This window comes from Pseudomonas sp. Je.1.5.c (assembly GCF_051129895.1).
Lineage (GTDB): Bacteria > Pseudomonadota > Gammaproteobacteria > Pseudomonadales > Pseudomonadaceae > Aquipseudomonas > Aquipseudomonas urmiensis.
In genome coordinates this window covers 1-243 of record NZ_JBCPSP010000128.1, presented here as the reverse complement: position 1 = coordinate 243, position 243 = coordinate 1, and the positions used below count along the sequence as shown (strand labels likewise).

Genomic DNA, 243 nt, shown 5'->3' with positions numbered 1-243 from the left:
CAAGTTCGCCCGCTTGGGCAAGGCACGGGTGATTCCGTTCACCCAGCGGCGGTTGGACGATGGCAGTGGTTATCGCCTGGTCATTCATCCGCCGTTGGACGACTTCCCGGGCGAGAGCGAAGAGGCCATGACTGAAACACCAATGATTCCAGGGAGGACCACATGACCCCAACCACCGGCCTGATCCTCTCTGGCGGCGGCGCCCGCGCCGCCTATCAGGTCGGCGTATTGGCTGGCATCGCC

At 63.8% G+C, this 243-nt stretch carries 1 protein-coding gene and 1 pseudogene; both read left to right on the top strand.

The annotated features are described in order from the left end of the window. Nucleotides 1-127, top strand: a pseudogene (locus tag AAZU54_RS27440) (lipid A biosynthesis lauroyl acyltransferase); the annotation flags it as partial. 35 nt (nt 128-162) lie between these two features. Then, nucleotides 163-243 (top strand): hypothetical protein (locus tag AAZU54_RS27435; protein WP_434727864.1); only part of this gene is annotated, 81 nt, incomplete at its 3' end.